This window comes from cf. Phormidesmis sp. LEGE 11477 (assembly GCF_015207105.1).
GTDB lineage: Bacteria > Cyanobacteriota > Cyanobacteriia > Phormidesmidales > Phormidesmidaceae > Phormidesmis.
Window position 1 is genome coordinate 12,688 of sequence record NZ_JADEXO010000059.1, and the last position, 23,748, is coordinate 36,435.

A 23,748-nucleotide genomic window follows, 5' to 3' on the forward strand; every position below is an offset into this window, starting at 1 on the left:
AATAAAGTGAGGTCTAGCTAATTAGGCCAGCACGCAACGCTCTAACGGCAGCCTGGGTGCGATCGCTCGCTCCTAGCTTGTTTAAAATATTGCGAACATGAGTCTTGACCGTACCTACAGTTACAAACAGCTTTTCAGCAATTTGCGCGTTACTACAGCCCGATACGATACACTCTAGGATTTCTAATTCACGCTCGGTAAGCGGGTATGCCTCAATGATCTGCTCGTATTCTGGGTCGACCGCACGGATCTCTACTGTCTTGGTATTAAAGCTTTCACCTACTGCCGTAGCTGGCTTGACCTGGGAAAGCACTAGACTAGCAATGGTTGGATCAATCCATGAGTTCCCGGACTGCGTTTCCTTAATAGCTGAAATTAAGTCGCCTGTGTCAATTTCTTTGGTGCAGTAGGAATCTGCTCCAGCAGCAAACGCGGCCAGCACAGCCTTCTCGCTATCATGCATCGTCAGCATTAATATCTTTGTGTTGACATCAGGATTTTCCTTCTTGAGACGCTGTATCATCTCAATGCCATCGATATCAGGAAGACCCACGTCCACGACTGCAACATCAGGTCTCATTTCAGCAATCAAGCTCAATCCTTTTTTGCCACTGTCTGCTTCGCCCAAGAACCGCAGTCCTGCCTGCCGAAAAGCGGCTCTTAATCCCATTCGCGTCAAGTCATGGTCTTCCACTAGTGCGACGCTAATCTCATCTGTCATTATTTCTCGCCTTTGTATCTTGCGCGTATCTATACCCGTATTTTCTTTAGCAGTTGGCACGGATCTTATGGGGATGTCATTATGAATATTACATCTAGCATCTCAGTCGGTGGTAGAGACTCCATCTATCATGGGAGAGACTCGCTATCGACCGCGTTAGCAGTTGCTTATGTCTAAAGGCGTACTCATATCGCTGTTCTTATCTAGCGACTACGGCTGCTAGATCACAGCGCACCGAGCGGCTCCTGGCTGCCGTTCAAAATTTTTTGTAAAGAGTCAGCTATATCGTTTATGAGGTTGATGGTCTGTATGGCAATGGTCGAGCTAGCAAAATTCTTCGAGTTAACCTCGGATTTAATGGGGATCGTTAGTATTGACGGACGCTTTCAAGCAGTCAATACAGCCTTTGAGCGGATCCTGGGCTACACACCTGAAGAAATGCAGGGTCGCCCACTGCTAGATCTTGTTCATTCTGCCGATCGAGCCGCCAGCCAATCTCAAATTTCTCAGCTACTGGCTAATCAGTCCACTACCATCCGCTTCACCAATCGCTGCGCTTGCAAAGAGGGGGGATGGCGACAGCTAGAATGGACAATCTCAGTCGCCGATGCGCTGATGTATTGCGTTGCCCATGACATTACTAACCGCACGGACAACCTCGCTCGCTACAAGCTGCTAGCTGACCATGCCACCGATATCATCTCGCGCCAGACTATCACAGGTCAGTATCTCTATGTCTCACCTGCCTGCTACGAAGTATTAGGCTACCACCCCGATGAGCTCGTTGGTCAAAACCGTTACGATTTCATTCATCCAGAAGATGCTGCCCATATTCAGAAAACTATCGCTCAGCTAGATCAGCAGTCAGAGACCTTCTCTCTCGTCTTTAGAGCCCGGCACCGAGCAGGACATTACATTTGGATGGAAGCTATTCAAAGAAAGCTGTATAAGCTAAAAGACTTTGATGAGTATAGGCTTACCAATCGGATTCCTAGCAGCTTACCGGCGATATCTGCTGGGGAAGATCAGCGCACCACGGACCAGTCGGCTACAGACCAGTCGGCTACAGACCAGTCGGCTACATCTAGACAAACAGCGCCCTCGCCATCTGAGAGGGCACTTCAGACATCTACCCAAAGCTCCTCCACAGCGGTCAGCGAAATTATCGTAGTCGCTCGCAACGTTACTGAGCGGGTGCTGGCTCAGCAAAAAGTTCAACAGTTCAACACGGAGCTAGAAGCCCGTGTCGATCGCCGAACCCAGGAGCTAGAAGATTCTCAAAAGCGCTATCTAGAGCTGCTGAAACTTGAGAGAGAAGGTCATGCTAGAGCAGAACTAGCAAAAGCAACCGCCCAGCTCTATGCAGAAGCAGTCGAAAATATGCAGGTAGGTCTGTATATATGGCAGCTTAGTGACGTCGAAGATCCGACAAGTCTGACCTTGGTAGCAACTAACCCGGCAGCTAGTCGACTGACTGGTATCTCAGCAGCAGGTATCATCGGACGGCGGATTCTAGACGTTTTTCCAGCTTTGGTGAATACAGATATTTTAGAGACCTATGTCGGTGTCATCAAAACCAAAATCATGGCTGATTTGGGAGACGTTGTCTACAGCGACCATCAAGTAAAACCAAGTATCTTTGCAGTCAAAGCGTTTCCGCTTGCCGAGAATTGCGTAGGGGTGTCTTTTGATAATGTGACCAAGCGTAGAGAGATTGAAGCTATTCAATCAGATCAAGCGGCTCAGCTAAAGATACTATTTGACCACTCGGCTGTAGGCTTGGGCAGGGTTTCTCCAAAAGGGGATTGGATACAGGTAAACCAGCGGCTGTGCGACATGCTGGGTTACTCGATGTCTGAGCTGCTAGGTAAGAACTATAGAACAATCACCTATTCAGAAGATTTAGGTGTCAGTCAAAGGACTTACGAACAGCTGATGAATCAGAAGGTATCTCAAGTCAGCTATGAAAAGCGGTATTTAACTCGCAATGGCGATGTGCTATGGGCCTATGTAACCGTCTCATCTTCCTATGAGGCCAGCTTCCATACCTCTAACTTTCGCGTATCTACTGCCTCTACATCTACTGCCTCTATGAGTAGAGACGACCAGACCAGTCAAGACGCAGTTTATTTCATCGTAACTATTCAGGATATCACCCGAAGAAAACAGGCAATAACAGCGCTCAAACGGCAGAAGAGCGATCTAATGACTGTCAATATGAGACTGAAGAACACAATGTCTCAGCTAGAGCAACGCAACAACGAGCTTGACCAGTTTGCCTACGTTACTTCTCACGATCTAAAAGCGCCTTTACGTGCGATCGTAAACTTAGCCGGTTGGATAGAAGAGGATCTAGGTAATCAACTGCCAGCGGAAAACAAAGAACAATTTGATCTTCTCAAGAGCCGAGTGTTGCGGATGGAAGGCTTCATTAACGGTCTGCTTGAATATTCGCGGATTGGGCGATCGCACCAGAGTAGCGAAATCATCGATATTGCTCTGCTGCTAGAAGAAGTCATTGACTCTATTTCTCCGCCAGCACAATTCTCTATCGATGTTGCCACGCCGATGCCTGTCATTAAAGCTAAAAAAGTCCCGCTATTTCAGGTATTTTCTAACTTAGTCAATAACGCTATCAAGCATCATGACAAGTCTAATGGCTTGGTGCGAATATCAGCGGTTGATAGAGGCGACTATTACGAATTCTCTGTAACCGATGATGGCCCAGGCATTGACCCTGCTTATCACGATAGGATATTCACCATCTTTCAAACCCTGCGATCGCGCGATGATCTAGAAAGTACTGGCATTGGGCTTTCTCTGGTTGAGAAAACTGTTAAGGCAGAAGGAGGAAGTATTGGTATCGTCTCAGCAGAAGGCGCAGGCGCAACTTTTCGATTTACCTGGCCAAAGGAGCCCCACGTAGATAGCCTTGAAAAGGAAACACTCGCATAGAGACTCGCATAGAGAACTGCTGCTTAGACAGTTGGATTCCGTAAACAGCCTAATTGTCGTTTGAGATTCTTCTGTATAGAACGAACTATTTTCCAGACAATCTATCTTTAGATAGAGAAAAACCTCCGTACTCTGATACGGTTATCAGCGGTCTGCGTATGAAATACTGTTTCTAGAACATCAGGCGATAATTATTAGGTGAGTAAAATGCCAGAGATGGCCACTACCAACATTCTATTAGTAGAAGACGATACGGTAGACGTGATGAACGTCCAACGGTCATTCAAGCGAGCAAACATTGCTAACCCGCTGTACGTCGCTGGCAATGGTGTGGATGCGCTCGCTATCTTAAAGGGTGAGCATGAAGAAGTCAGCATGCCCAACGTTCGTCGTCTAGTGTTGTTAGATCTCAATATGCCTAAAATGGGCGGCTTAGAGCTGCTGCAAAAGATTAGAAAAGACCGTGCTCTACGCTCTACTCCCGTTATTGTCTTGACCACCTCCAACCAGGAGAAAGATCGGATAGAAGCCTATAATCTCAACGTTGCTGGCTATCTAGTAAAGCCGGTTACGTTTGGCAGTTTTCTCGAACTGATTACTACACTCAATCGCTACTGGACACTTTGCGAGATTCCATAGTAGCTAGAACATAGTAACTAGAACATAATAAGCAGATAGAACATATAGCTTTAGCCGCTGGGCTCTCGGCCACTTATCTCCCCATATGTCCTACCCTATCTAACCCTATCTAAAAAAATACCTCAGAAGATATACCTCGAAGGTTTCACTTATTGCAAATGTACAAGACTAGCTGGTTATGCAGGCATAGCCCTCTCTTCGAGTATGCATTTGATAGACTAAGTACAAATCTTCAATCATTCTTTAAAGGCACTCTATTTATAAGATTTCTTATCAAACAGATGCTAGACTTCACTCAGTTATCTTGGTTATTTAGTGATATATCTTTTCTCGATGTATCTCTATTCCGATGTGTCTCTGCTCTAGATTGTTCGACTCTAATTTGTTCGAGCAGTCGTTCAGACATAGTTGTTTGAATACCGCCGTTTAGACGCTGTTTAGACACTAATGTGTTTGAGCGCTGAACTCTTGAATACTATGACTCTAATACGCAGTCTTTACGCAGTTTTTAACTGGTAAGACTTTTAGTAAAACGGGTAGGTATCAGTTAACAAAGGTTCAACCGGTAGGCTGTAATAGCCAATAGTCAGTCCTAGACAGCAGCCTATTACCACTGTTGGTTTACTCTAGCACTTCTAGCCTCCGTTGAGGTTACGGTTGATCAAATTTTTATTCGGAAGATAACAGCAGACCTTTAATCAGTGTGTGCCTCACTCTATAGATACTAGCTGCTAGCGTTCTACTGAGTTACGTTAAACCTACAACGATCCCAATTACTGTCCCTACTATATCCATACCATTGAGCTGTGAAGATATATAGAGCAGGGGATACTATTAAAACGATGCCTGAGAGACTGACCCAACCTATAAGTATTCTGGTTGTAGACGACGATGCAATCGATCGGATGGCCCTACAAAGATCGCTGAAAGATACCTCTTTGAACACAGTTGTTCAAGAGGCCGTGAATGCGGAGGAAGCTTTGAAGACAGTCTTTGACTCCAAGTACGACTGCATATTTGTAGACTATCACCTGCCTGGGCAAAATGGACTAGCCTTTGTTAGAAAGGTGCGTCAAGAAGGAATTGATACGCCTTTGGTGGTATTGACAGGTCAGGGCAGCGAGCAGACCGCAGTGGAACTGATGAAAGCGGGTGCGTCTGACTATCTACCTAAGAGTAAACTTTCTTCAGAGACGCTGACTCGGATTGTTCGCAGCGCCTTACGGATGTATCAGGCCGAGATTCTAGTTAAGCAAACAAATCAGCGATTGTCGGAAAAGAACAAGCAGCTAGAAAAGATAAACCGAGAGCTAGAAAGAAAGCAACAGCAGATCTATCGTCAAAATCTTCAATTGCAAGAGGTCTCCCGTCTAAAGTCTGAGTTTCTAGCGACTATGTCCCACGAGCTGAGAACACCGCTTAATGCTATCATCGGTTTCTCCCAAATTTTGTTAGGTGGGAAAAAAGGAGACATCAACAAGACTCAGCAAGATATGCTGGGCCGGGTTCTTTCTAATGGCCGTCACCTATTAGAACTTATTAGTGACATTCTAGAACTCTCAAAGATAGAGGCAGGTAGGCTAGAGTTAGAGCCCCGTCAGATGGATCTTGTCAGCCTGGTCGAAGAGACTGTTGAAGAGCTGCGATCGCTTGCTACACCCAAAAACCTTGATCTAAAAGTGAGCATCACCTTAGATAATCCGACTGTTAAGAATGATCCAACTAGGCTACGACAAGTTTTGATTAACTTACTTTCTAACGCGATTAAGTTCACTCATAAAGGATCTATTACTGTTTTAGTCGAATCTTTGTCAGCAGAGCACAGCTGTAAGAACGGGAGAGAAGATATCTTGCTTTCGATTTCTGATACTGGCTGCGGTATTAGCGAGGTAGATCAGCCATATATCTTTGAAGCGTTTCATCAAAGCGATCAAAAGACAAATCGACACCATGCCGGCACAGGGTTGGGGTTAGCTATCACCTATTCGCTGGTGAAGATGATGTGCGGTGAGATTACATTAGAAAGCCGAGTGAATAAAGGCTCTACCTTTGGGGTTAAAATCCCTCGTGAAGTCTGCGTGGACGCGGCTTCTATAGATACTGTTAGCCGATAGCTTCTGGTCGATATCTCTTATCGGATATCCCCACAGCTGATATAGCGTTTCTAATACTGTGCGATGGATACAGAACTCTTCAAGCTGCTATCGCAGGTTACGTCTCTGGTTAGACCACAAGCACAGTCGGCTAGAGATAGACTTCATCTAGAGAAAAATACGGACTTGTGGGTTCGACCAGGTTACTTAATATATAAATATACTTTTTGAAAGTTTGTGCTATCCAACTCAGTAAAAATTCTAGCTGTTGATGATGTTCCAGATAACCTTTTTATCTTGGAATCTATATTAACTGACGTAGACGAATACGATATTAGCTGTGTAGAGAATGGCAAAATAGCGATTGAAAAAGTTTTAGAAAACCCACCTGATCTGATTTTACTAGATGTAATGATGCCAGGGATAGATGGCTATGAGGTGACTAGGCGCATCAGAGAAAATCGAGCGCTTCCTTATATCCCAATATTGCTAGTAACCGCTCACGACCACTCTAGTCTAGCTGAAGGACTTGATTCTGGCGCGGATGACTTTATCCGTAAGCCTTTTGACATTGATGAGCTGATGGCTAGGGTGCGATCGCTCATTCGTCTGAAGCATTCTTTGGATGAACAGTCTGAGATGATCCGACAGCGTGATGACTTTGTCGCCCGGCTCACGCATGACTTACGCACGCCGTTAGTGGCCGCTAATAGAATGCTTAGCCTTTGTCTAGAAGATGCCTTTGGAACCCCACCTGATTCAGTCAAAGAAGCACTTTCTAGTATCATTACCAACAATGAAAATCTGTTACAGATGACTAACACGCTGCTTCAGGTTTACCGCCATGAAGCTGGGCACAAGAAGCTAAGCAAATCAGCGTTCTCAGCCTATACTCTAGTCAACGAAGTAGTCAGAGAGCTGAAGCCGCTAGCTGACGATAAAGGCATTGATCTAAGCATAGAGGCTCTCTCAACTGATGGCAAAGCTCAAGTGGAGAGTACCTCTACGTCTTACTGGATTGAGGGCGATCGCATTGAGCTCAGACGGTTACTTACTAACCTACTTGGTAATGCCATCAAATTCACTGACTCAGGCTGTGTGACCGCCCAAATCTCTGTTAATAGTTCAAAGGTTGGTAGTTCAAAGGTTGGTAGTTCAAAGGTTGATAGTTCAAAGATTGAACAAGTGCCATTGGCTGAAGTGGTAGAAATTGCCATCAAAGATACCGGTCCCGGCATTGAATTAGAAGCTCAAAAAAGAATCTTTGAGTGGTTCTATCAAGGATCTCATATGAAGTCAGGTAGTGGTCTTGGTCTTCACCTATCTAAACGCATTGCTGAAATGCACGAAGGCACTTTGACTTTAGAATCTAAGGTAGGCAAAGGTAGTACTTTTACCTTGATGCTCCCCGTCGCCGGCAGGTTCTAGCTACCATATCTGACCAGAACGAAGCAATCGAGCTTAAGAGGAGTGTTCACAGGAGTACCTTTTACTCCGCTGTTTACTACATCGCCTTATTTGATATCTAGCATACGTCTTCTGACCGCCAAAATAGATCCAAAAGATAGAGGTTTAGAAGCGCTGTAAACTTTAATATGAGTGTATTGGAAAACATAATTGGAGAATGCTTAGTTATGAGTATTGAAGATAAGGCAAAGGCAGCTGCTAAAGACGTTGAAGGCAAAGTCCAGGAAGCAGCTGGTGATGCGACAGATAATTCTGAAGCTCAAGCAAAAGGTAAAGCTAAGCAGGCTGAAGCCTCTGCAACAAAAACAAAAGAAAACGTCAAAGACAATGTAAAAGACGCTATAGACTAAACGATAGCTGCACCTGAGCAACATAAGAGTTGCCTGCTATCAAATAGCTTAAACGACCACAGTAGAAATTTCTACTGTGGTCGTCTATATATAAGATACGACAGAAACCGTTTATTCTATGGACACAAAAAAGGTTAGAGACATATATAAAGGCGTCTCCAACCTTTTTTTAGATTAACAAGTTTAGGATTAACAAGGTAGTCGACTATTAGCTGAGGGAATATCCAGCAGCAATAGCGTTTGCTTGAGAAGTTGTTGCTTACTTCTTCACATCGGGCACGATATCCGGTCTCTCTTTATCCTCCCAACCTACAGGCCGCTTAGAGTTGTACCACGCAATTGAGCCTATTGTTACTGCTGCAATAAAGCCCACGATTCCAATCGTAGTCAAAGAAAAGGCATAAGGTGCCTTTTCCACGACAGTTTCTAGTAGCAGAGTCATAAAGTATCCTCATTCGTATTTTATTTGTTGATTATTGCAGATAGGTAATTGTTTAAGCCTCTCTCTATTAGATGATTTTTATCAATATTTCCCAACAGTTTGTTCTATCTATAGATGTATTCTTTTTTCGCTTGACGGTAGCAGCGGGCACCATCAAAATTCTGCACAGACCTTACTCTCACCTTTGAATGTCAAAGACAATTTAGGGGATGTAGTGAACTACATCCCCTATAAATCAACCTATGACAACTAGGTTATGAGAGCTTTCTAATCTGGCATTACCAAGTCAGCATTATCTGAGTATGATAGCGCCTAGACAACGCTTATACAGTCGTAGGCACTTTCAGATCGGTTTCGCGATCGCCACTAGGCGTGAGTGTGGTACCTTCGACAAAGGAACGTAGCATCCAAGCCATTTCCTCATGCTGCTCCATCAGACCAGTCAAGAAATCAGCAGTGCCCTCATCGTGATATTTATCACCACACTGATCGACGTGATCACGAAGGTTGCGAATTACCTGCTCGTGGTCGCTAACTAAACGCTTGACCATCTCTTCTGCAGTAGGCAGATCGCCAGGGTGCTCGCGCAGAGTAGCATTTTCCTCAAAGCCTTTGGCAGTACCAATAGGATAGCCACCCAGCATTCTAATTCTCTCTGCGATCGCATCAATATTCATGCTAATCGCTTCATAGTGCTGATCCCACAGCTCATGCAAAGTTCTAAACTGAGGGCCAATCACGTCCCAGTGATACTTCTTCGTCTTGATGACTAGCAGGTAAGAATCAGAAAGATCTGCGTTAAGTAGGCTGACTACGCCCTGTCTTTGTTCTTCCGTTAAACCAATGCTAATAGGGTTCATATATTACTTAATCGTTTTGTACGCTATCTACAAGCCCCATTTAACTATCTTCACGCAAAGCTTTCGTCTATCAAAGGAAACGTCCTTCAGTAAAAGAAATAGTGTCTAAAGACGGATTTGCTGCTGAGCAAGTCGAATCTTTAAGCTCTCTTCTCACTTAGAGCTCTCTTTTTAATTAGAGCTCACCTAAGTCGACTGGAATTTAAAGCTGCCTCAGTCTTCTGCACATCTAGCTTCAGCATGATGACGCTCAGTGGCGGCAATGTTAAATCTAGCGAATAGGGTCGCTCGTGAAAAGCCCAATCTTCAGACCATTTTCCGCCAAGATTACCGATATTAGCGCCGCCAAACTCTCTCGCATCGCTATTAAAGATCTCACGATAATATCCCTTTTGAGGAATACCCACCCGATAGTGACTATGGGGCTGCGGAGTAAAGTTACACACCGTCAGAATAAACTCTTCGCTCTTTTTGTCATAGCGGATAAAAGAAACCACACTATGACGATTGTCACTGCAGTCTACCCACTGAAATCCCTCTTGAGAAAAGTCTTGGGTATGCAGTGCTGGCTCACGGCGGTAGAGAGTATTGAGCCGCTCAACGCAGTGCTTCAAATTTTTGTGCTGATCAAACTGCAGTAAATGCCACTCTAGATCTCCCCAGACATTCCACTCACTCCACTGACCAAACTCCATACCCATGAAAAGGGTTTTCTTACCAGGATGGGCATACATATACGTGTACAGTGCTCGCAAGTTGGCCATCTTCTGCCAGTCGTCGCCGGGCATCTTGCCAATCATATGACTTTTGCCATGTACCACTTCATCGTGGGATAGCGCTAGCATAAAATTCTCACTAAACGCATACCAAATGCTAAAAGTGACATTGTTCTGGTGAAACTGTCTAAACCAAGGATCCATGCTGAAATAGTCAAGCATGTCATTCATCCAGCCCATGTTCCACTTCAGATTGAATCCTAAACCGCCCACATAAGTCGGCCAAGAAACCATCGGCCAAGAGGTGGATTCCTCTGCAATCGAGAGCGCTCCAGGATAGTGACTAAACAGTACGTGATTGACCTGCTTTAGACACTCTGCTGCTTCGATATTTTCTCGACCACCATACTCATTGGCAACCCATTCACCAGGCTTGCGATTGTAGTCTAAGTACAGCATCGACGCGACTGCATCAACGCGAATTCCATCAATATGAAACTTATCAAACCAAAAAAGGACGTTTGCAATCAAAAAGTTGCGAACCTCATTACGTCCATAATTGAAAACCAGCGTGCCCCACTCTTTATGCTCACCTTTACGCGGGTCGGCATGTTCATATAGATGCGTTCCATCGAAAAATGCTAGGCCGTGCGTATCCTTCGGAAAATGACCTGGTACCCAGTCAACAATGACGCCAATGCCATGCAAATGGCACTGATCGACAAAATACATAAAGTCTTCCGGGCTACCATAGCGAGAAGTTGGCGCATAGTAGCCTGTAACTTGATAGCCCCAAGAACCATCAAACGGGTGCTCAGCGACGGGCAAAACCTCAATATGAGTAAACCCCATTTCCTTGACGTAAGGTATTAGCTTTGCTGCTAGTTCTCGATAGGTCAAGAAGCGGGCACCGGGTTTAAGATCAGCAACGGTTACCACAGGCGCATCGGTGCCATCGGCCTGTTTGGCAGGCTTGGCCGAAGATTCATGCATCCAAGAGCCTAGATGTACCTCGTAGACAGCGACAGGCTGCATCATCGGCTCGCTCTGACGACGATGGTCTAACCAGTTTTGATCGGTCCATTCGTACTGGTCAAGATCAGCGACGATAGAAGCAGTATCCGGTCTTACCTCCCTAGCAAAACCGTAAGGATCAGACTTTTCGTAGATGTGTCCATCATGGTTTTTTACTTCGTATTTGTAGCGAGCACCGACCGCTAGCTGAGGAATGAACAAATCCCAAATACCGCTGTTGCCGCGACGCATTTGATGCTTGCGACCGTCCCAACTGTTGAAATCACCGATTACTGAGACATTGCGAGCGTTAGGTGCCCAGAGCGCAAAATACACCCCTGCTACGCCACCTTGCTTCATGGGATGGGCACCCATTTTTTCATAGATACGATGATGGTTACCCTCAGCAAACAGGTGCTCATCGAAGCCAGTAATTACAGGAGACTTAAAGGCGTAGGGGTCATAAGCAACGTGCTCGCTGCCACCGCTTTTATATCGGATCTGATAGTTCGCTAGTCCCTTTTCGTCCTCGATAGCTTCGTCAATGGTTGCCTCAAAGAACTGGGGATGCTGTTCGTTAGTCATCAGGTATTCTTTGCGAGTCTCTGGACGAACTACCCAGGCTGTATCCGCATTGGGTAGGTAGGCTCGAACCACCCAAACCTGTTTGCCGTCGCGATCAATAGAGTGTGGCCCTAACACCTCGAAGGGATTGTGGTGTTGATTTCTTACAACCCGCTCAATTTGTTCTAGAGCAATCGTGGACGCCATATAGATGACCTGACTTAAATGACCTAACTTGCGTGAAATTTGTGAGAAATTTGATATAGCTGTTAGCTTAACAAAGCTTAGTTGTTTAGGCGAATTTTCTTCGGTGGAAGGATGATAGTAACAATTAGCTAGTTCAACTTCGAGTAGTTTTTTGTAGGTTCACTACTCGATAAACTACTCTACTGGCTTAGCAACCCATGTTCTTAGCAGCAGCGACTTGGTAATAGAGTGACGGCATCATAGTCTATTTTTCTACGCTGATGGGCAGCTCTTTGGTAGGTGAAATTGCCTGCGGCTGCTCCGAAATTACCGGCTGCTCCGAAATTGCCGGCTGCTCTTTGATAAAAGGAATGACAGGTTTTAGGATGCGTCTAAGACGCAACAGGTAGACGAGTTGACGGATATCTGATCTGAGTTGAGGGGATCTTCCCTCTCTTTCTAAACTAGCCTGCAGTTGTGCATATTCAGCCGCTGTCAGCAGCTCACCGGTCAGCGGCGATCTAGCTTCTACGATGATCTCTGTACGCAAAATCTCTTCAGGCACATCAATATCAGCTATCGGGTTTTCTGGCACATCGGCCCAGGCGACTTGTACCTGGAGGAAGCTACTCACTATGCCAGCTATTCCGACCAAGTAGCTGATTCTCTGACTTGTGGGTCTTTTATGACGGATGTCTTTCATATCCTTATTAGTCTATATACCCTATAGCGCCCGTTCTCTCTCCCGCTTTTACCTTCTTACTATCTACAGGTGCTCTTATGCCTGAGCTATCCAAAACTATCTATAGAGAGCGGTAGCTGATCAGCGCGGGGTAGCTTGTCTATAGGCGGTAAAAAGGATAGGCGGCAAAAAGGCGGCAAAATGGGTCTTCAGGTCTGCTTTCAGTTGATAGTCTGTAAGTGATGCCCTTCTTGAGACAGCTACCATAGTGTCCCATAGTGTATCAACAAACTTCTTTGAGCTCTTCTAGATTTGTGGAATGTGGACGGATGCATTAATGTGATGCCGCAGATAGTTGATCTTTACAATAAATAGATACATAGGAAACACCAACGTCATGAGATTTATGAGCGAGAAACTGTCTAGTTTTGCTAGTCAAAAAATTACTAAGGGGTTAGTCGCTGCCATGACGCTCGCTGGCGTTGCTGGAATCGCACATCAAGCGGCTTTGGCTCAAGTGGTGATACAGCAGGAGGGCAGGCTAGCCCCCGTTGAAGATACCTATAGCTTTGAAGCGGAAGCGGGTCAGATCATGACGATTGAGCTGCAGAGCGAAGAATTTGATCCGATCCTAGTACTGAAAGGACCTAGCGGTGAGGTACTGATATCTAACGACGACTACGGCGGTACTCTGAATTCTACAATCGTCATCGAACTGAGTGAGGCAGGCACCTATAGTGCGATCGCTAGCTCTTTTTCTGGCTTGGGTGGTAGCTATCAAATCGAAGTACGCCCAGCTAGTGAGTATGAGCAAGTCTTTAGCCGTGCCTACAACTACTCTATCTCGGAAGATTTTGCGGACGCAGTTGAAGCCTACAGCGCTGCGATCGCACTAGACGATACCGATCCGGGCGCTTATCTGGGCAGAGCCGAATCTCGGATTAATTTGGCATACATCAACTCGGAGATCGAAGTCACTAACCCATCAGATTTGCCTCAGTCAACTATCGAGGCAGTAGTCAGCGATTACCAAACAGCCGCTGATTTGCTAGAGCAGCAGGGTGAGACGGCCTCTGCTATGTCGCTTCGCCAAGAAGCGCAGTTCTTTTTGGGCGCTGACCAAACGCCATCTACCGCTAACTCGCCGTTATCACGTCCTAATCCCGAGCAAGATGTTAGACCAGATGTCCCTACTGGGCCAATCCCGGTTGAACCAGATGGCGGCATCGGAGACGGCGCAACACCCATTCCAAATGAGTCTGAGTAGGTCAGTTTGATGACAGCGATAGAAAGTCTGCTCTAGAATTAGTCCCTTAAAGGAATGAAACTTCCTATTTTTCAGCCTTAACTAGGATACCGTTGTCATCGCTCAATTCGGCTAGAATTGAGCGATTTCCGCATCGAGAGCATACTGTCGTCGGGCTCTGTTCAAAAGTGGTATTCATACCGACAGCCGGAATAGACCAGTCAATATAGACCTGTTGGCACTGAGGGCATTGAACAGTAATCGTTTTTGGAGACATCAAGAATCGTCAGTGTTCAGATTTTCAGTGTTTAGGTTGATAGTGTTAACGCTCTTATGAGCGATCTCTAGTCCTGTGATTTATCTCTAGTGAAGCTGTCGATATCAAGAGCAGAGTCTGGTGGCACTTAAGCGACTTCGTGGCCGGCTGATGTGATTGCCTGCTTCACAGAAGACTCAGACATCGTGGAATCTACTTCTACTGTTTTGTTTTCGATGTCTACACTTACCTTAGCGTCAGCGTCATGCACCTTAATCTCTTTGGTGATCGTATCGCCACAGCCTTCGCACTTAATTGATGGGACGTTCAAGGTCATAGTCATAAGAAGAGTTCTCCTAATTTCTGAGTTAGTCTACGCTACGATCCTAACGGTTTGAGACGAAGATCTTGATGTATAAGTGCTATTTCGAATAGAGGTTACGGCTACAGATAGACTTTAGAAAATGCTGTCTGCAGTATATCTACCTCGAAAGGTCTATTTTGGAAAGATTGCGTAGATAGATAGCGTCAGTAACACAGAGCACGAAAAAGGCGATTGAAAAGAAGATTGAAGGATTGATTGCTAGATTTTCCCAACGAATCTACCAGGACTTAGCAATCGCTGCGGATCGAATTTTTGCTTGATGTCGATCATGACCTGTAAGGCGTTGCCGGCGTAGCCCCAGATATCGATGGACTGCTTTAGGGCGGTAGGTGCTTGTAGCAGACTTAAGAAGCCGCCGTTTTGTTGGCAGTGCGATCGCGTCCACTCAATTTCTTGAACAATATCTGTTTCTGTTGTCATAGGCCACTGCACCCAACCTAGACCGCTACCGCCGTGTAGTCTTGCGTGTGCGTCAGAAGACACTTTTAGCTTTTCAACTAAAGGGGCGATCGCACTCGGTTTCATTCCCACTTTGCACAGCACGGTATCTGCTCGCACCCAAGTAGCGGCTTTCTGCCAGTACTCGGTATCTGCAACTTGATCTAGCTGCTGCACAGCCAGCTGGTATTTATTAGCTATCTCCATTAACCGCTCGCTTTGTTCTGACACACCTGCGGCGATCCCTTGAAACCTAGCAACCAAAGCGACTGGGTTTTCTGGAATACTTTCGGAAGTTGGTGGGTTTTCGAGCGTTATGTCAAATGCGACGGGGGTTAGTCCTGAGAGCCTAATTTCAGCTGCCGTCTGTGCGATCGCCTCTACAGTTCCAATCAAGACCAGCGATCTAGAGACTGCCTGCACGGGATACAGCCGAAACGTCAGCTCACTCAGCACGCCTAGCGTGCCGTATCCACCCGTCATCAGCTTCATCAGATCGTAGCCAGCTACATTTTTTACGACGCGCCCACCTGCGCGTGCTAGCTTGCCGTCATACCGAACAAACTGCACGCCGATCAGCATATCCCGCAGCCCACCGTAGCGCTGCCTTAAAGATCCTGTGTCTGCTGTCGCTACAATTCCACCCACCGTAGCCTGATCTGGAAACGCTGGGTCAACCGCTAAAAACTGTCCTTCCTTGGCCAGTACCTCTGCGAGATCTGACAGCTGCAGTCCAGCCTCTACAGTCACTGTAAAATCGCCTACCGCGTGCTCTACAATTCGATTCAGCCGCGCTGTGCTCAAGACAATATCGATATCTTTTGCAAAGCCCCCCCATCCCAGCTTGCTGGCCTGCCCTACAGGAAGAACCCGCCAGTTTTGCTCAGCAGCTAGCGTCATTACCTGGGCAAGTTCTTGCGTAGTGCGAGGCAAGGCCAAACACTCAGGAGGTACGGTCGTCGCCTTTGCGATCTGAGTTTGCTTCTTAGGATCGACAGCTTGCCAAGGGACGCAGCCATCTTCACCCAGGAGATCTGTAATCGATGCAGCAGCTGTAGCCATCAATCAATCCCAATAGCAACTGGGCCGGTGCCAGTGGCTGGTGCGGTAGCGGTGGGGCCACTGCGGGGCTTGCGAAAATCCGAGTAGAGAAGATCGCGCCATGCCCAAAATGGTGCGTACTCTGGCGCGTCTGCTAACCCTGGCACGCCTTTTCCAGCAATGCCTGCTGGCAGGTCTACATACAAAGTCGACGGAAATTTTAGATACATCGACAGTCCAGCGACTGCAAAGTCAGCTAGTGTCGGTGTCTCCCCACACAAATAGGGCTGATCTTGCAAAATCAGACACAGCGCCTCTAGATCCTGTTTCAAAATATCCGTAGCTGATTTGACAGCGTCTCCGCCGAAGCCAGCGCCAGCGCCAATTAGACTCAGCAAATCGCCAGGAACTGAGCCAACTACTGTCTTGACAACTTCTGGTGTAGAGACCGGCAGCAGCGCTGTTCGAAAGTTGGGGTGCTGATTAAATGCGCCAATCATGGCTTTTCGACCGTTGAGGCCAATTGATTCATCCGCCCACGCTTCCATCATCAAGCACAGTCCTTTCTGCTTGGCATCGGCTGGAATAACAGGACGATCGGGGTATTTTTCATCTAGGTAGCGGGCGATCGCAGTTGAATCGGGCACTACCTCATCCCCGTCTTTGAGTACGGGCACCTGGCGTTGGCCCGACAGCCGATAGAGATCTATTTGGCCAATTCCTGGGACAACTTCAACCGTCTGGTAAGGCAACTGCTTGTAATCCAAAACCAGTCGGACCTTTTCACAATAGTGGGACGCTTCAAACTGGTGCAGCTCTAACATTGAATGTAATCCTTAACACTTTGAACAAATCAGAACAAATCGCTTTAGGCAATTTTTAGACCAAAAACCGAAGGTAGCTGAATTCCTCTATTTCTTTGTAGCACAGGGCGTGAACCCGATTTGTGCAGGAAGCAGGTTACTCAAGCTAGGTAGTAATTGCCATCGGCTCTCCCAAATATAGAAGGCTCATCGCTAGAAGACCTCTACCTATAGCGTTGGCGATCGCGGCTATACGTATCAAGTTTGACATTTGTTTCTGGTTAGCTATGCTTTGTGAAGCTCTATATGCGGCCTCTTAAACCCATGTACTACACAAGCGCCAAACACCCAGCCTCTAAAGGCTCAGCTATCGTATTATCGGCCAGCGTCCTAGCCTTAGGATTGCTAGCTGTATTACCTAGGGCTGTTAGAGCAGAAGCACCCCTGCCGCTCTCAGAATCAGTCCCGACAGAATCAGCCATGCCTCTGCCCAGTGGAGAATTCACTATTGCTGAGATTGCTAGTAACAGTGCCACCTTTAGTACCCTAACCACAGCTCTAGCCGCCGCCGACCTGGTGGAGGTGTTGAACTCTGAGGGCCCCTTTACTGTCTTCGCCCCGACGGATGAAGCTTTTGCCGCCTTACCTGCGGCTGCTATAGAAACCCTGCTGCAGCCAGAAAACAAAGAGTCTTTGATCGAGCTTTTGACCTACCACTTGGTGCCCGGCGCTCTGCCTTTTGCTGACTTACGCTCGGGGGATGTCACCACCGTAGAAGGGAGCACCATAGCGATAGATGTTGCAGAAGCCGTTACTGTTAATAGTGCTCAGGTGATTTCCGCAGATGTCATCGCCAGTAACGGCATCATCCACATTATTGACAGAATCATCATTCCTCCTTCGGATTTAGAAGATGATGACTTATAAAGAAGCTGATGATCTACAGAGAGGCTGACGATCTAAGAAGAGAGGCTAATTGATCTAGAAAGAGACTAAGAGCGCTTTTGTAGACACCGTTGAAGTCCTATCGGATGAACGCTCATCCCTAGCTCACCTAGCTCAATGCCTCACAAGCCGTGTTTGCTGCTGGGGCTGTCTCAACAGTTACTTCTTCAAACCCAGCACTTTGCAGTAGCCGTGTGACTACCAGTTCGGCGCGGTCGTTAGCTTGACCTAAGATATCCTGCTCACAGGCCGCCTGCTCGATTTTTAGCTTAGCTTCTTTTTGGGCTAGCTCCTGTAGCTCGGGCGCGGTGTCGGGGCCTAGATTAAATAGTCCTCGGCTGTAGTCATAGACATTAGAGCGATCGACGTCTAACTCTGTTCCTAGGATTCTAGGCGCTGGCAGAACGAGTTTTATACTTCGGCCTGTTTCTGAGGCGGTCACATCCGCTGTCGTTAGGTCTTCCAAGTCTACGCCCGCTCTTACTTCTCCGTAGGCCACGTAGAGCAAGCTGGTTTCACCAATGGTGAACTCGCCTAGCTTCCGACTGCTTTGAGTCGGCACGACCGCTTCCATGGTAAATACAGCCGTCGTCAGCTCGCTAACCTCTCGCACCTGCTTAATCACTACCGTGCGAATGTCTACGGTCTGTTCGGGCGGCTGAGGTGTAAGGGCAACTTTGACGCCTTCCATGAACCGACTGCCAGAGCGTAGAAAGGCAAGTCCTGCCAAGCTAGCTAGCATGATTGCGCCGCCAGTGGTGGCAATGGCCAATAGCTGAAAGCCTTTGATGATAGGCGAACGATGAGGGGAACGACGGGTAGGGCGATCGCGCCTAATTCGAACACTTCTGCGGCGAGACGGATCGGGGATTCTAGACTTCATAGTAGATAGCTAGATGGTACATAAATACTACATGCCTTTAGATGACTTCTCAAGCCGACTTCTCAAGATGGCCGCTCAAAGGGGTAGGCGCTTCTAAGGTGGTAATAATGAATAGACCTATAAAAGTCACTGTGGCATTGCCGCCACCTTATCCTCTAAGACAGTCTATTTCAACGCCAATTATGCCTAGCTTACCGTGGCTTGGCTCTACGACTTAGCCTTGACTTAGCTCTACAGCTCAAGTTCATCTATTGCCTAGCTCATCATGACAGACCCACAAAGCTCAAGTCTAACCGCTGTTAGTCTGCCTATTGTTGGCTGGCGAGAGCGAGTTGCTCTCCCCGATTTAGGTATCACGAGTGTCAAGGTCAAAATTGATACGGGTGCGCGCTCTTCTGCTCTCCACGCCTTTGATATAGAGTATTTCAAAAAAGACAACATCGACTACGTCCGTTTTAAAGTCCACCCTTCCCAGCGGGACAAAGATAAAATCATTCCAGCGGAAGCCAGACTGCTAGATATCCGCCCCGTTCGCAACTCCGGCGGACGAAGCGAATCCCGTCCTGTCATCGAAACCACTGTCACTCTCAACCAGCAGTCATGGCCGATCGAGCTTACTTTGACTAATCGCGACGTTATGGGCTTTCGCATGCTCCTCGGCAGACAGGCCCTCCGCCAAAAGTTCCTAGTCGATTCCGGCAGATCCTACGTTCAAAGTAAAGCCCACACTCAAACTTTTAAAGGCCGAAAGAAAGGCCAAAAGAAACCCAAAAATGAAAATCGCAATTTTGTCAAGAGACTCTTCTCTCTATTCGACCCGCCGTCTTAGAGAGGCCGGAGAAGCCCGTGGCCATACCGTAGAGGTGATTGACTATCTGCGCTGCTACATGAACATCACTGCCCATAACCCTCAAGTGCTCTACCAAGGCAGACAGCTAAAAGATTTTGATGCTGTCATCCCTCGTATTGGCGCGTCTAATACCTTTTATGGGACTGCTGTTGTCCGTCAGTTTGAAATGATGGAGGTTTTTACTACTAACACCTCGCAAGCCATCCTTCGCGCTAGGGACAAGCTTCATTGTTTACAGATTCTTTCTAGAGAAGGTATCGGTCTGCCGATTACCGGATTTGCTCACTCTACAAAGGATATTGAAGGGCTAGTAGGCATCGTGGGCGGTGCTCCCCTCGTGATTAAATTGCTTGAAGGCACTCAGGGCATCGGCGTTGTCTTGACCGAAACTTACCAGGCAGCGACCTCTGTGATCGAGGCGTTTAGAGGTCTGAATGCTAACATCCTCGTTCAAGAATTTATCGCTGAGGCGAAAGGGGCAGATCTGCGCTGCTTTGTAGTCAACAACAGAGTCATCGCCTCAATGAAACGGCAGGGCGCTCCTGGCGAGTTCCGATCTAATTTGCATCGAGGCGGCAACGCCAAGAGGATAAAGCTAACGCCAGAGGAAAGAAGTACGGCGGTCAGAGCCGCAAAAGCAATGGGACTAAGAGTAGCGGGCGTAGATCTGCTGCGATCCAACCATGGCCCTGTCGTTATGGAAGTAAATTCTTCTCCTGGTCTAGAAGGGATAGAAAAGGCCACCGAGCTTGACGTTTCAGGAAAAATTATTGAGTTCTTAGAAAAGAAGCTAACCACAGCGACGGCGACTTAGGATCAGTCGTCTATCACTCACTAGCGCTACCACAAGAAAAGTAACGCTATCAAACGAGCGAGACGTTAGGCGCTACGCTAGCTTGAAGGAGTCTGAATAGGTGCGTAATATTAATATCGACTTGTCTTATATTGATCACTAGCGCATTTCTACTTTTGGATTCTTACCAAAGGTTAATTAAGTTTTGTATACTAAGCTTTGGGCGCACTCAGTAGGTATTTATTCCTAAACTTCCTATCCGATAGTTTTGCCTAGGCCGAAAGCCGAGTTTCTTGCTGGACTTTTTCTAGACCCTGCTTTTTCGGAATGATTGCGTCTTTGTCGCTATCGAAATTGCGTGAATTCTAATGCTCGGTGAACAGTTTCCGTGGCTGACGTTCCTAGTTATCTTTCCTTTACTAGCAGCAACGCCCATCCCCCTGCTACCAGATAGAAACGGTGAGACCATTCGTTGGTACGCCCTGGGAGCCAGCCTGGCCGAATTTGGCTTGATTCTTTATGTATTCGCCACCCAGTATGAAATGGGTGTATCCGGTCTTCAGCTTGTAGACGACTATCCCTGGATCACCCAGTTTGGGCTGAGCTGGTCGCTAGGCGTTGATGGGCTATCGTTTCCACTGGTACTCTTGAGTGGATTTGTCACTACCCTGGCTGTGATTGCCTCGTGGAATATCCAGCTCAAACCCCGCCTGTATTATTCGATGATACTGCTGATGTTCAGCGCTCAGCTCGGTGTCTTCTTAGCACAGGACATGATGCTGTTTTTCATCATGTGGGAACTGGAGCTGGTGCCTGTATATCTACTAATTGCTATCTGGGGGGGACAGCGCCGGCAGTACGCAGCTACCAAATTTATTATCTACACTGCGACCTGCTCTGTCTTCATTCTGGTAGTGGCGCTGGCGTTGGCCTTCTTTGGTGATAGCTTTAGCTTTAACCTTAGTGAGCTAGCTGCTAAGCAGTATCCGCTGGCGTTTCAGCTGATTTGCTATCTGGGTCTGCTTATTGCTTTCGGTGCCAAGCTACCGATTTTTCCGCTGCATACCTGGCTGCCCGATGCCCATAGCGAAGCGCCTGCGCCGATTTCAATGATATTAGCCGGTGTTTTGCTAAAGATGGCAGGCTATGGTCTGATTCGGATGAATATCGAGATACTACCCGATGCCCATTTGTACTTTGCGCCTGTGCTGGCATTCTTAGGTGTTATCAATATTGTCTACGCTTCTTTGACCGCCTTTGCTCAGGATAATCTCAAGCGGCGGATGGCTTACTCTTCTGTTGCACATATGGGATTTGTGCTGCTAGGTTTAGCGGCCTTTAACTCTTTGGGAATGAGCGGGGCAATGCTCCAGATGATTTCCCATGGTCTGGTAGCTGCCGTGCTGTTCTTCTTGTCAGGTGTCGCCTATGAACGAACACACACGCTGTCTATGAACAAGATGGGCGGCATGGCTCAGGTGATGCCGATTACATTTGCGCTCTTTACTGCCGGGGCGATGGCCTCGCTGGCGCTTCCCGGAATGAGCGGCTTCATTGCCGAGATTACGGTGTTTTTGGGAATGGCCACCAGTGACGCTTACAATGTGTTTTTCAAAGCAGCGATTGTCATGCTGGCCGCTGTAGGCGTCGTTCTGTCTCCTATTTACTTACTGTCGATGCTGCGTAGTATTTTCTATGGCGAATCGGGCGAAGTTAAACTGCCAGTCGATAAATCTTGGGAGATCGTGCCTCGTGAGATGTTCGTTGCTATCAGTCTATTGATACCGATCGTAGGGATTGGTCTGTATCCTAAAATTGCGATTCAGACCTACAGCCTCAAGACTACAGAAGTGTCTAGCCAAATTCATGGCACGCTGCCAGATGTGCCGAATGCCGCGCCGCTATCAAAGGTCATGAGCGTTCCGGGTGAGGAACCAGTGGCAGCACCGTCTCTATAGTGCTTTCACCCACGGTGTTTGTCTATGTGATGCCTGCTCTGTTGCATGAGCGCCTGTTCATATCTAGCTAGATTAATCGATCCTGAATTAGTTCAGCTTGAGAATCAACTAGCTAGAAGATTAGCCCACTAGATAGCTATCTAGTGGGCTACCTCTACAGTTCAAGCTTGTGGTTCAATAGACTCTGCTTTTACTGCCTTTGCCGCCATTTCTTTGGTCTGAGCATATCGAATCCAGCCACCCGTCATTATGCCTGTAAGGGCGATCGCAATATTCAAAATCGAAATTGACAAAGGCTCTTTAGCACTCCCTATAAAAGTAGAGGCTAGCCAAATGATCATCAGCATTAGTGAAAACACTGCTGTATGGGCAACAGGTGCCCGTCTCGCTACAAGTCCAACAATATAGCCGCTAAGAGTAGCAAATCCCAACCCGCAAATTCCAGCAAAAGCCACAAACTGAGCGGTGATTGTATGGACTTCACCGCTAACACTGGTAGTACTCATCCAAGCTGCGTAGAGCAGCGTTGTGCTGACGCTAAGGGTTAAATAGCCCAGCAGTAGCGCTAAGACAGTCAGAATCATTATAGGAACCTCGTATCGAATCCTCTCTAAACTCCAAGATCATAGCTTTGGGCACTAAGAAGACATCAGGACAGACCGCAAAAATGCCCAATAGGTATTGCTCACGCTAAGAGTATAAAAATATTAAAGTTTCCGTACAATTGACTAGCTTCTTACGTAAAGAATCTGTTTAGGTCACTACAGCTACTACCCTTATTTCTGCGGATGGCGGTAGGTTGATGTAACTAAATCGACTACTCGAAGGTTTAAGAGAATCAGATGCATCGCCGGACTCAGTGTCTAAGATTCCGCTCTATTGGGTCTGCCTATCTAAGGTAAAGCAGTAGAAGCAGTCTGTGGCCAATATACAGAACTGCTAGCACCAAAACATTCAAAAAGTAGTGCAACCAAACGCCCTAGCAGTACGTATATAGCCAGGTGACAGCATCTATAGCCGGGTAACAGCATCACCAAGAACAATTTCACTAAGGACAGCAAGCCGCTTCGTCTCCGCTCTTAGCTATAGCAGGGGCAATTGGAGCGATTTCAATGACGAGACCCGGCTCAATTTACTTGTTAACCGCCACCAGCTCTCTAGCTGGTTTAGCTATTAGGGGTTCATTGTGACAGTTTAATCAGATTTGTTTGAAAGTTTTCCATAACTAGTTTCTTCATAATTAGTTTCTTCATAACTCTAGTCCCAAGAGCAGACTTCTATGTGCAATTATTGCGCCGCCTACTCAGCCCTAGTCAGCGAAACGCCTACCGAAGCAGCACTTCAATCGGAGGCGGCTCAGCTACTAAAGCCGTCCTTGGACATGATGCTGGGTGCGAGCCAAAGCGTCGCTTCGGAACCACAAGCTGCCCAGTTTGACGAATCAGCACTCAACCAAACCCT

At 47.0% G+C, this 23,748-nt stretch carries 21 protein-coding genes; 11 read left to right on the top strand and 10 right to left on the bottom strand.

The genetic code is table 11. The features are described from left to right. Window positions 1-13 precede the first annotated feature (13 nt). Entirely contained in the window at window positions 14-721 is a 708-nt protein-coding gene (locus tag IQ256_RS16595; RefSeq protein ID WP_193856664.1) for a response regulator transcription factor, read from the bottom strand. Window positions 722-1,030: 309 nt separating this feature from the next. Between IQ256_RS16595 and IQ256_RS16600 the strand changes: the two genes are divergently transcribed. The 5 genes from IQ256_RS16600 to IQ256_RS16620 all read left to right on the top strand — a co-directional run bounded on the left by IQ256_RS16600 (window position 1,031) and on the right by IQ256_RS16620 (window position 8,225). Beyond that, window positions 1,031-3,676, top strand: coding sequence for a PAS domain S-box protein (locus IQ256_RS16600; protein WP_193856665.1), 2,646 nt, complete (start codon window positions 1,031-1,033; stop codon window positions 3,674-3,676). 207 nt (window positions 3,677-3,883) lie between these two features. Beyond that, complete coding sequence (locus IQ256_RS16605) at window positions 3,884-4,315, top strand: response regulator (protein WP_193856682.1); 432 nt, start codon at window positions 3,884-3,886, stop codon at window positions 4,313-4,315. An 842-nt stretch (window positions 4,316-5,157) separates the two neighbouring features. Next, window positions 5,158-6,429 (top strand): hybrid sensor histidine kinase/response regulator, encoded by a 1,272-nt coding sequence (locus IQ256_RS16610; RefSeq protein WP_193856666.1) that lies wholly within the window; start codon window positions 5,158-5,160, stop codon window positions 6,427-6,429. A gap of 216 nt (window positions 6,430-6,645) precedes the next feature. Continuing rightward, the gene (locus IQ256_RS16615; RefSeq protein WP_193856667.1) at window positions 6,646-7,836 is read left to right on the top strand and encodes a hybrid sensor histidine kinase/response regulator; all 1,191 of its coding nucleotides are present in this window, start codon (window positions 6,646-6,648) and stop codon (window positions 7,834-7,836) included. A 206-nt stretch (window positions 7,837-8,042) separates the two neighbouring features. Further along, window positions 8,043-8,225 carry a CsbD family protein gene (locus IQ256_RS16620; protein ID WP_193856668.1) on the top strand — a complete coding sequence of 61 codons (183 nt, stop codon included), beginning with the start codon at window positions 8,043-8,045 and terminating at the stop codon, window positions 8,223-8,225. Window positions 8,226-8,484: 259 nt separating this feature from the next. Here IQ256_RS16620 and psb35 read toward each other — a convergent pair whose 3' ends face one another. From psb35 to IQ256_RS16640, 4 genes are all read right to left on the bottom strand, one after another. Then, entirely contained in the window at window positions 8,485-8,667 is a 183-nt protein-coding gene (gene psb35, locus IQ256_RS16625) for a photosystem II assembly protein Psb35 (RefSeq protein WP_193856669.1), read from the bottom strand. Window positions 8,668-8,990: 323 nt separating this feature from the next. Further along, the gene (locus tag IQ256_RS16630; protein ID WP_193856670.1) at window positions 8,991-9,527 is read right to left on the bottom strand and encodes a Dps family protein; all 537 of its coding nucleotides are present in this window, start codon (window positions 9,525-9,527) and stop codon (window positions 8,991-8,993) included. Between the two features lie 182 nt (window positions 9,528-9,709). Further along, entirely contained in the window at window positions 9,710-12,028 is a 2,319-nt protein-coding gene (gene glgB / locus IQ256_RS16635) for a 1,4-alpha-glucan branching enzyme (protein ID WP_193856671.1), read from the bottom strand. Window positions 12,029-12,272: 244 nt separating this feature from the next. Then, the gene (locus IQ256_RS16640; protein ID WP_193856672.1) at window positions 12,273-12,641 is read right to left on the bottom strand and encodes a hypothetical protein; all 369 of its coding nucleotides are present in this window, start codon (window positions 12,639-12,641) and stop codon (window positions 12,273-12,275) included. A gap of 454 nt (window positions 12,642-13,095) precedes the next feature. Here IQ256_RS16640 and IQ256_RS16645 point away from each other — a divergent pair, with 454 nt between their 5' ends. Further along, window positions 13,096-13,956, top strand: coding sequence for a PPC domain-containing protein (locus IQ256_RS16645; RefSeq protein ID WP_228024971.1), 861 nt, complete (start codon window positions 13,096-13,098; stop codon window positions 13,954-13,956). Between the two features lie 383 nt (window positions 13,957-14,339). On the opposite strand, the gene IQ256_RS16650 is transcribed toward IQ256_RS16645, so the two are convergent. The 3 genes from IQ256_RS16650 to IQ256_RS16660 all read right to left on the bottom strand — a co-directional run bounded on the left by IQ256_RS16650 (window position 14,340) and on the right by IQ256_RS16660 (window position 16,879). Next, window positions 14,340-14,534 carry a heavy-metal-associated domain-containing protein gene (locus tag IQ256_RS16650; protein ID WP_193856674.1) on the bottom strand — a complete coding sequence of 65 codons (195 nt, stop codon included), beginning with the start codon at window positions 14,532-14,534 and terminating at the stop codon, window positions 14,340-14,342. A 240-nt stretch (window positions 14,535-14,774) separates the two neighbouring features. After that, complete coding sequence (locus IQ256_RS16655; RefSeq protein ID WP_193856675.1) at window positions 14,775-16,076, bottom strand: FAD-binding oxidoreductase; 1,302 nt, start codon at window positions 16,074-16,076, stop codon at window positions 14,775-14,777. After that, entirely contained in the window at window positions 16,076-16,879 is an 804-nt protein-coding gene (locus IQ256_RS16660) for a glutathione S-transferase family protein (RefSeq protein ID WP_193856676.1), read from the bottom strand. The genes IQ256_RS16655 and IQ256_RS16660 overlap by 1 nt, the downstream gene beginning before the upstream one ends. Before the next feature lie 303 nt (window positions 16,880-17,182). Here IQ256_RS16660 and IQ256_RS16665 point away from each other — a divergent pair, with 303 nt between their 5' ends. Beyond that, entirely contained in the window at window positions 17,183-17,785 is a 603-nt protein-coding gene (locus tag IQ256_RS16665) for a fasciclin domain-containing protein (RefSeq protein WP_228024972.1), read from the top strand. A 127-nt stretch (window positions 17,786-17,912) separates the two neighbouring features. Here the strand turns inward: IQ256_RS16665 and IQ256_RS16670 are convergent, their stop codons facing one another. Next, window positions 17,913-18,686: a DUF4230 domain-containing protein gene (locus IQ256_RS16670; protein WP_193856677.1), complete on the bottom strand. Its 774-nt coding sequence runs from the start codon at window positions 18,684-18,686 to the stop codon at window positions 17,913-17,915. Between the two features lie 265 nt (window positions 18,687-18,951). On the opposite strand from IQ256_RS16670, the gene IQ256_RS16675 reads away from it, so the two are divergent. From IQ256_RS16675 to IQ256_RS16685, 3 genes are all read left to right on the top strand, one after another. Further along, window positions 18,952-19,515, top strand: coding sequence for a RimK/LysX family protein (locus IQ256_RS16675; protein ID WP_193856678.1), 564 nt, complete (start codon window positions 18,952-18,954; stop codon window positions 19,513-19,515). Further along, window positions 19,460-20,350, top strand: a complete 891-nt coding sequence (rimK, locus tag IQ256_RS16680) for a 30S ribosomal protein S6--L-glutamate ligase (protein ID WP_193856679.1) — start codon at window positions 19,460-19,462, stop codon at window positions 20,348-20,350. Before IQ256_RS16675 ends, rimK begins: the two co-directional genes overlap by 56 nt. 347 nt (window positions 20,351-20,697) lie before the next feature. Next, entirely contained in the window at window positions 20,698-22,287 is a 1,590-nt protein-coding gene (locus IQ256_RS16685) for an NAD(P)H-quinone oxidoreductase subunit 4 (RefSeq protein WP_193856680.1), read from the top strand. A 161-nt stretch (window positions 22,288-22,448) separates the two neighbouring features. Here the strand turns inward: IQ256_RS16685 and IQ256_RS16690 are convergent, their stop codons facing one another. Further along, window positions 22,449-22,871, bottom strand: coding sequence for a hypothetical protein (locus IQ256_RS16690; protein WP_193856681.1), 423 nt, complete (start codon window positions 22,869-22,871; stop codon window positions 22,449-22,451). A gap of 695 nt (window positions 22,872-23,566) precedes the next feature. Here IQ256_RS16690 and IQ256_RS16695 point away from each other — a divergent pair. Further along, window positions 23,567-23,748 (top strand): hypothetical protein (locus tag IQ256_RS16695; RefSeq protein WP_228024973.1); only part of this gene is annotated, 182 nt, incomplete at its 3' end.

Bases quoted from the DNA above. Each gene is read 5' to 3' on its own strand.
- IQ256_RS16690 (WP_193856681.1), bottom strand. From the start codon at position 22,871: ATGATTCTGACTGTCTTAGCGCTACTGCTGGGCTATTTAACCCTTAGC.
- IQ256_RS16675 (WP_193856678.1), top strand. From the start codon at position 18,952: ATGACAGACCCACAAAGCTCAAGTCTAACCGCTGTTAGTCTGCCTATT.
- IQ256_RS16630 (WP_193856670.1), bottom strand. From the start codon at position 9,527: ATGAACCCTATTAGCATTGGTTTAACGGAAGAACAAAGACAGGGCGTA.
- IQ256_RS16595 (WP_193856664.1), bottom strand. From the start codon at position 721: ATGACAGATGAGATTAGCGTCGCACTAGTGGAAGACCATGACTTGACG.
- IQ256_RS16670 (WP_193856677.1), bottom strand. From the start codon at position 18,686: ATGAAGTCTAGAATCCCCGATCCGTCTCGCCGCAGAAGTGTTCGAATT.
- IQ256_RS16655 (WP_193856675.1), bottom strand. From the start codon at position 16,076: ATGGCTACAGCTGCTGCATCGATTACAGATCTCCTGGGTGAAGATGGC.
- IQ256_RS16665 (WP_228024972.1), top strand. From the start codon at position 17,183: ATGTACTACACAAGCGCCAAACACCCAGCCTCTAAAGGCTCAGCTATC.
- IQ256_RS16685 (WP_193856680.1), top strand. From the start codon at position 20,698: ATGCTCGGTGAACAGTTTCCGTGGCTGACGTTCCTAGTTATCTTTCCT.
- IQ256_RS16650 (WP_193856674.1), bottom strand. From the start codon at position 14,534: ATGACTATGACCTTGAACGTCCCATCAATTAAGTGCGAAGGCTGTGGC.
- IQ256_RS16600 (WP_193856665.1), top strand. From the start codon at position 1,031: ATGGCAATGGTCGAGCTAGCAAAATTCTTCGAGTTAACCTCGGATTTA.
- IQ256_RS16645 (WP_228024971.1), top strand. From the start codon at position 13,096: ATGAGCGAGAAACTGTCTAGTTTTGCTAGTCAAAAAATTACTAAGGGG.
- glgB (WP_193856671.1), bottom strand. From the start codon at position 12,028: ATGGCGTCCACGATTGCTCTAGAACAAATTGAGCGGGTTGTAAGAAAT.
- psb35 (WP_193856669.1), bottom strand. From the start codon at position 8,667: ATGACTCTGCTACTAGAAACTGTCGTGGAAAAGGCACCTTATGCCTTT.
- IQ256_RS16610 (WP_193856666.1), top strand. From the start codon at position 5,158: ATGCCTGAGAGACTGACCCAACCTATAAGTATTCTGGTTGTAGACGAC.
- IQ256_RS16605 (WP_193856682.1), top strand. From the start codon at position 3,884: ATGCCAGAGATGGCCACTACCAACATTCTATTAGTAGAAGACGATACG.
- rimK (WP_193856679.1), top strand. From the start codon at position 19,460: ATGAAAATCGCAATTTTGTCAAGAGACTCTTCTCTCTATTCGACCCGC.
- IQ256_RS16620 (WP_193856668.1), top strand. From the start codon at position 8,043: ATGAGTATTGAAGATAAGGCAAAGGCAGCTGCTAAAGACGTTGAAGGC.
- IQ256_RS16660 (WP_193856676.1), bottom strand. From the start codon at position 16,879: ATGTTAGAGCTGCACCAGTTTGAAGCGTCCCACTATTGTGAAAAGGTC.